The following is a 7219-nucleotide window of genomic DNA, read 5'->3' as shown; positions in this document are numbered from 1 at the left end:
GCCTATTTAAGTGATGTGCTGAAAAGGCTGCCGACACATAAAGTGACCCAGATTGAAGAATTGCTGCCGCACTGCTGGAAACCTAAATCGAATTAAAAAATAGGCATGGGGTTCAGCGGACGCTTACATTGATTCAAACAGCCAACCGTATCATTCATCAGATAAGGATAGAATTTAACAAACAAACGCATACTATCGTATTTGATAGGGAAGACTACATTGAAGAGAATTAGCCTAAGCTAAAAATTTCATATTGATTCGGTGATGTTAATCTTAATGATTTCTATTAAAAAGGTAAGCCCCTGACCATTCCAGCTACTGCGTGCCTAGATTAAGCGAGATAATGTCCAAATTCTGTGCTGAAACCCTATCAACTACCTATCCCACTCACATTAAGACTTTTCACCGGCACCAACCGGTACAACGTCTGCGGATGCACCCCTAGAATTCTTGCCACCTCAGGATAAGTCCGTCCAGCAGACAACTCCCGACGAGCCAGTTCCAACTTCTCCTCACTCACCCTAGGCTTACCTGGCACTTTACCCCGGCGACGCGCTGCCGCAAGACCCGCCTTTACCCGTTCTTGAATCAGCTCACGCTCCATCTGACCCAGTGCTCCTAAAATATTAAAATACAACCGACCGGCAGGTGTGCTGGTATCAATACTCTCGGTAATACTCACAAGCTGTGCACCCGTCATCCGAATCTGCTCACTGATTTTAATCAAATCGGGTAGGGAGCGACACAACCTATCTAACTTCCAAACCACCAAGGTATCACCGTCGCGTAAATAGCCTAACGCATCTGTTAACCCTTGGCGTTCTTTCACACTACTTAGCTTATCAGTAAAAATTCGATCACAACCGTATTTACTCAAAGCATCCAACTGCAAAGACAAATCTTGCTCCTTGGTCGACACCCGAGCATAACCAATTACCTGAACCGTCAAAATACCCTCCTAAAAAAATAGCCAACAACGCAATAACTAAATAGTCAACAAATACCCACCCTCTGAAAAATATCGACTAATTTTAACTCACCTTATAAACATAACTAAAAGTTATCCAAACATAATAGATAATATCTAAAAAGCATTAATTAAAATTTAGAATAAAAATATTATTGTCAATATATAAATTACAATAAAACACAAAAAAACTGAATAGCCTAATATCATTGATAGGTTTTCATTGAAATAAATAATAGACAATATTATTGAATAAAACTGGGGTAAAAACAATCAAAACTGCTCATCTTGATTTATTCAATAATAACGGGTGTTATTATTTAATATAGAAAATTAATTTTTTTACAAACAAAAATCTGCTAATAAAAAATAAATTATTCTCCGCATATTTTGCGGTAATTGTTTGGTATAATTACCGCATCCATGACTTACTTTATAAAATTGATGCACTATAAAAAATACATTCACGAATGTCCCAACTGGACCGATTGGCAAATTGATAATAATCAGTTATTACCATTGGTGGCTAATGTGCGTCTATTACAAGGTAAACTACTTGGTCAAATGCAAAGCCTGGGCTTTGAGTTGCCGCTTGAAGCGCAATTGGACGCTGTGACGCTTGAAGTGATTAAAACATCTGAGATAGAAGGGGAGATACTCAATAATGAGCAAGTACGCTCATCAGTTGCTAGGCATTTAGGTATTGAACACCTATACAACCCGGATACCCTGGTAACACCCACTCGAGAAATCGATGCTATTGTAGAGATGATGTTAACAGCCAGTTTTTATTTTGACCAACCACTGACGCTCGATGAAATCTTTGCTTGGCATCGGGCGTTATTTCCCACGGGTTTTAGTGGGTTATATAAAATACAGGCGGGCAGACTTCGAGATGATCGTACAGGTGCCATGCAAGTGGTATCAGGGGGCTATGGTCGCACTAAAGTGCATTTTGAAGCACCAACAGCACAACTACTGCCAGATGAGTTGGCTAAATTTATTGCTTGGTATAATGAGGACCAGCCTGATTTAGATTTGACTATCAAAGCCGGTATTGCGCATTTATGGTTTGTGACCTTGCACCCCTTTGAAGATGGTAATGGGCGTTTAACTCGGGCGATTACCGAGCGTATGCTCGCTAAAAGCGATGGCAGTGGCAGGCGTTTCTATAGTATGTCAGCTCAAATTTTAGCAACTCGGTCAGAGTATTATACGATTTTGGAATCCACTCAAAAAGGCTTAACGTCAGTGACAGACTGGTTAGTTTGGTTTTTACAAACGCTCGATCAGGCTTTAACCACAGCACTCACTCGTACCCAAAGAACGGTTGATAAAGCCCAATTTTGGCATCGTCATCGGAATACAACGTTTAATGAACGCCAAGTGATGATGATTAATCGATTATGGGGCGACTTCTTTGGTAAATTGACCACCAAGAAATGGGCAATGATGACCAAAACATCAGCAGATACAGCACTGAGAGATATTAATGATTTGGTCGATAAGGGCGTACTGGTTAAATCTGCGGAATCTGGGCGTAGTCAAAGCTATGAGCTAAGCGCTGACGCTGATAGTTAAAATAATTGTTTTTCGTGATTTTGTAAATCAGCGCCAATTCGGCGCTTTTTTATTAGGTTTATTTCACGATAAAGCTAAATAAATCTAAATATGATAAGATGGGGTAATTATCTTTTATCGTGAGAATTTCATCATGAGTTTAATCGGTTATGCTCGAGTATCCACATCGGAAGGGAAACAACTCCTTGATCGTCAAGTTGATGCGTTAACAGAAATCGGCTGTGAGCGAATTTTTGAAGACAAAGCATCGGGCAGTAATTCCCAACGAAAAGGGTTGGATGATTGTCTCAACTATTTGCGAAAAGGTGATGTACTGGTCGTTTTGGATTTGGATAGGTTAGGGCGGTTAGCCAGTGACCTGATTAAATTGATTGATGCACTCGCTGAAAAGGATATTGGCTTTAAAGCCATTAACTCACCGATGGATACCACCACCCCTGCAGGTCGAGCGTTTTTGCAGATTCAAGCCGCCTTTGCTGAAATGGAGCGTAATATTATCCGCCAGCGGGTGAAAGAGGGGATTGCGGCTGCTCGGGCTCGGGGGCGTAAAGGCGGGCGACCCAGAATCATGACGGCTGAGAAACTGCGCTATGCCCAGCATTTAATGGCTGACCAGACTAAAAGTATTCCAGCGATTTGCAAAGAGCTTGGCGATATTCCCAGTAGTACGCTATATCACTATGTAACAGCGAAAGGGGAGTTGAAAAAGGCGGGGCTAGATTTATTAGCACAAGACTAGTTCGCTGCAACCATAAGCAAGTTAACTTGACGGCTCCGTATTTTGCTAATAATATTTATAAAAATGTATTTACAATACTAAAGACATTGAGGTAAAGTAGGTTTAAATGAATTTTTCTTGGGATGAGAATAAGGCTGCCAGTAATCTTGAAAAACATGGCATTAGTTTCGATGAAGCCATGCTCGTATTTGCTGACCCATTTCTTTTGATGAATCAAGATAGAATCGAGAATGGTGAAATGCGATGGCAGAGTATCGGAGAGATTGAAGGTATTGCTGTTATTCTGGCTGCCCATACTTGGTTTGATGATGACGGTGAGGAGTATATCCGTATTATCTCAGCCCGTCCTGCAGATAAAAGGGAAAAGAAACGTTATGAGCAAAATCGTTACTCGAGCTATTGATTTAAGCAATCCACCTAAATTAACTGACGAAGCAAAAGCTCGTCTTGCTAAACTAAATGAGGCAGAGATTGACTATTCTGATATCCCACCATTAAAGGATGATTTTTGGGCAAACGCTGTTAACAATCCGCTGTATAAGCCAACCAAACAAATCGCTACGGTACGCATAGACAGTGACGTATTGCTATGGCTTAAGTCTCAAGGCAAGGGCTATCAAACTCGGATGAATGCTATTTTAAGACAGGCGATGTTAACTGAGTTGGCAGAAACGCATTAGTCACCTATGATATCGGCTAGCCCAAGTTTTTGCTTTAAAGCTAGATTTGTGGGTTTGTTAGACGCTGTTTGATATACGGGTTAATATACGAAAACAGGGGCGATTCGCCCCTGTTTTTTTTGCCTAAATGGGAGTATCTAAAAAACCACCGTTTCTTAGACACTCATTCCATTATAAATTTTGTAAATACTCGACAAAATTCCTTAGCGTACTATTTTTTCCGTTTTCTGTGCTGACCCCTTATAACAATTTTTTCAGCATTTATGATAACAATGTATAATAATTTACACCACTCTCAACACTTTTAGAGGGGGTTGAAACAAAAAAGGCATGAACTTAAACTTTAATCAATGACCAAAAAGATTAGAGAATAAGCCATGCCCATTGATGAATTTATCATTAAAATCTATCTAATGGTAGATGACTACTACAAAAAGATTGTAACAAACCGGCTAAGACAAGGTGGTTACGTACCAAAACTAACCGACAGTGAAATTATTACCATGGAGTTAGTGGGTGAATTTCTACAGATGGACACCGACTCACAAATCCATCAGTATTTTAAACAACACTGGCAAACATGGTTTCCCAATCTAGGCTCATATCCCAACTTTGCCAAGCAGTGCGTCAATTTGTTACAAGTAAAAACTTTGATACAACAGCATATCGTTAAACAGCATGGGCAAGACAACATTCATTTTATTGATGGCTTTCCCATTCCTGTGTGTCAATATGCCAGAGCCTATCGGCATAAAACCTTCAAATATGAAGGTAGCTATAGTTACTGTGCCTCAAAGCAACAAAAATATTTTGGCTTTGAAGGACATTTACTTATTAATCTATCGGGCATGATAACCAATTTTACCTTTGCCTCTGCTAAGATAGATGAAAGATTAGTGGCACCTGATATGCTTGATAATATCAAAGGCTTGTTAGGTGCAGATATGGGCTATATTAGCCCTGATTTATCTGAGTATTGCTTTAAGCGATGTGTTGATTTGCAAACACCGCTTAGAAAAAATATGCCCGATAAGCGACCAATCAGTGTACTTAATCGTCTTAAAAATGCTCGTCGCAATATTGAGACGGTGATTGGTCAGTTATCACAGCGGTTTAATATGCAAAAGGTGAGAGCGAGAGATTTATGGCATTTGTCTCACAGATTTATGCGTAAAATCTTGGCTCATAACTTCTGCTTTGTAATCAATAAACAGTTAGGTAATCCCCCACTTCAGTTTGAGTTGCTTATTCTCTAATCTTTTTGGTCATTGATTAAAGTTTAAGTTCATGCCTTTTTTGTTTCAACCCCGCTTAAAAGTGTTGAGAGTGGGGTATATTGTGATATATTTTACATAACTTTACTATATATCAAAATAAAACAACTTTTTTGATAATAGTGATAATTTTTTTGACAAAAACTGACTCTGCGGAGATGTTGTTATGAACAAAGTATATCGGGTGATTTGGAATGCGTCATTAGGAGCTTGGGTTGCTGTCTCTGAAATTACCAAGTCAAAAGGTAAGAAATCAAATAAAGCGATAAAAAGTGGAGTTCTCGTTTCTTCTCTAGTTTTATTCGCAGGTAATGCAATTGCAGTTCCATATGATGCGGGTGGTGGAACGGCAACAGGAATTGATGCTATTGCCATTGGTGAAAGATCCGATGCATCAGGGATATTATCAATGGCACTAGGTGCAGATTCAGTCGCACAAGGAAATAATTCTGCTGCTATTGGAACAGGGGCTGAAGCCTTAGGAAATGAAAGTTTTGCCGTTGGTCTAAAGGCTAAAGCTGTTGAAAAATACAGCACAGCACTAGGAAATCAGTCTACTGCTGAAAAAGAATTTGATCTTGCTGTTGGCCATAGCGCTATTGCATCAGGTGGCCAAAGCACGGCAGTGGGCTTCATTTCAAAAAGTACAGGGTTTGCTTCTAATGCTATAGGAAATTTTAGTTTAGCAGAAGGAGAATTTTCTACTGCGGTTGGACATGAAGCTAAAGCACAAGCTGATTATACTCTTGCTGCTGGCCATAGCGCTCTTGCATCAGGTGAACAAAGCACGGCAGTGGGCTTCAATTCAGAAAGTACAGGGCTTGCTTCTAATGCTATAGGAAATTTTAGTTTAGCAGCAGGAAAATATTCTACTGCGGTTGGACAAGAAGCACATGCAGCAGCTGATTATACTCTTGCTGCTGGCTTTAGCGCTCTTGCATCAGGTGAACAAAGCACGGCAGTGGGCTTCAATTCAGAAAGTACAGGGTTTGCTTCTAATGCTATAGGAAATTCTAGTTTAGCAAAAGGAAATTTTTCTACTGCGGTTGGACTAGAAGCTAAAGCACAAGCTGATTATACTCTTGCTGTTGGCCATAGCGCTATTGCATCAGGTGGCCAAAGCACGGCAGTGGGCTTCATTTCAAAAAGTGCAGGGTTTGCTTCTAATGCTATAGGAGGTTCTAGTTTAGCAGAAGGAGATTTTTCTACTGCGGTTGGACAAGAAGCACATGCAGCAGCTGATTATACTCTTGCTGCTGGCTTTAGCGCTCTTGCATCAGGTGAACAAAGCACGGCAGTGGGCTTCAATTCAGAAAGTACAGGGCTTGCTTCTAATGCTATAGGAAATTCTAGTTTAGCAGAAGGAGATTTTTCTACTGCGGTTGGACTAGAAGCTAAAGCACAAGCTGATTATACTCTTGCTGCTGGCTTTAACGCTATTGCATCAGGTGAACAAAGCACGGCAGTGGGCTTCATTTCAAAAAGTACAGGGTTTGCTTCTAATGCTATAGGAGGTTCTAGTTTAGCAGAAGGAGATTTTTCTACTGCGGTTGGACAAGAAGCACATGCAGCAGCTGATTATACTCTTGCTGCTGGCTTTAACGCTATTGCATCAGGTGAACAAAGCACGGCAGTGGGCTTCATTTCAAAAAGTACAGGGTTTGCTTCTAATGCTATAGGAGGTTCTAGTTTAGCAGAAGGAGATTTTTCTACTGCGGTTGGACAAGAAGCACATGCAGCAGCTGATTATACTCTTGCTGCTGGCTTTAGCGCTCTTGCATCAGGTGAACAAAGCACGGCAGTGGGCTTCAATTCAGAAAGTACAGGGCTTGCTTCTAATGCTATAGGAAATTCTAGTTTAGCAGAAGGAGATTTTTCTACTGCGGTTGGACAAGAAGCACATGCAGCAGCTGATTATACTCTTGCTGCTGGCTTTAGCGCTCTTGCATCAGGTGAACAAAGCACGGCAGTGGGCTTC

Annotated in this window: 8 protein-coding genes; 7 read left to right on the top strand and 1 reads right to left on the bottom strand. The window is 40.6% G+C overall.

Going from position 1 to position 7219, the window contains the following annotated elements; translation table 11 throughout:
* Positions 1 to 96, top strand: a 96-nt coding sequence (locus HYG89_RS14980) for a transposase domain-containing protein (RefSeq protein WP_004785112.1), incomplete at its 5' end; no start/stop codon positions are given.
* A 274-nt stretch (positions 97 to 370) separates the two neighbouring features.
* On the opposite strand, the gene HYG89_RS14975 is transcribed toward HYG89_RS14980, so the two are convergent.
* Positions 371 to 949 (bottom strand): recombinase family protein, encoded by a 579-nt coding sequence (locus HYG89_RS14975; RefSeq protein ID WP_178868228.1) that lies wholly within the window; start codon positions 947 to 949, stop codon positions 371 to 373.
* Positions 950 to 1390: 441 nt separating this feature from the next.
* Between HYG89_RS14975 and HYG89_RS14970 the strand changes: the two genes are divergently transcribed.
* From HYG89_RS14970 to HYG89_RS15965, 6 genes are all read left to right on the top strand, one after another.
* Positions 1391 to 2548 (top strand): Fic family protein, encoded by a 1158-nt coding sequence (locus HYG89_RS14970; RefSeq protein ID WP_256734028.1) that lies wholly within the window; start codon positions 1391 to 1393, stop codon positions 2546 to 2548.
* Positions 2549 to 2681: 133 nt separating this feature from the next.
* A complete protein-coding gene (locus HYG89_RS14965; protein ID WP_178868226.1) occupies positions 2682 to 3287 on the top strand; it encodes a recombinase family protein in 606 nt (201 codons plus the stop codon).
* A gap of 106 nt (positions 3288 to 3393) precedes the next feature.
* Complete coding sequence (locus HYG89_RS14960) at positions 3394 to 3690, top strand: BrnT family toxin (protein WP_178868224.1); 297 nt, start codon at positions 3394 to 3396, stop codon at positions 3688 to 3690.
* Positions 3662 to 3967: a BrnA antitoxin family protein gene (locus HYG89_RS14955; RefSeq protein WP_178868222.1), complete on the top strand. Its 306-nt coding sequence runs from the start codon at positions 3662 to 3664 to the stop codon at positions 3965 to 3967. The genes HYG89_RS14960 and HYG89_RS14955 overlap by 29 nt, the downstream gene beginning before the upstream one ends.
* Before the next feature lie 377 nt (positions 3968 to 4344).
* Positions 4345 to 5223 (top strand): IS982 family transposase, encoded by an 879-nt coding sequence (locus HYG89_RS14950; protein ID WP_178868220.1) that lies wholly within the window; start codon positions 4345 to 4347, stop codon positions 5221 to 5223.
* 184 nt (positions 5224 to 5407) lie between these two features.
* Positions 5408 to 7219, top strand: a 1812-nt coding sequence (locus HYG89_RS15965; protein ID WP_256734026.1) for an ESPR-type extended signal peptide-containing protein, incomplete at its 3' end; no start/stop codon positions are given.

The sequence above is a fragment of the Acinetobacter sp. SwsAc5 genome (assembly GCF_013391485.1).
Lineage (GTDB): Bacteria > Pseudomonadota > Gammaproteobacteria > Pseudomonadales > Moraxellaceae > Acinetobacter > Acinetobacter towneri.
Note: the sequence above shows the minus strand (reverse complement) of the source record. Positions and strands in the feature narration are given on the sequence as shown.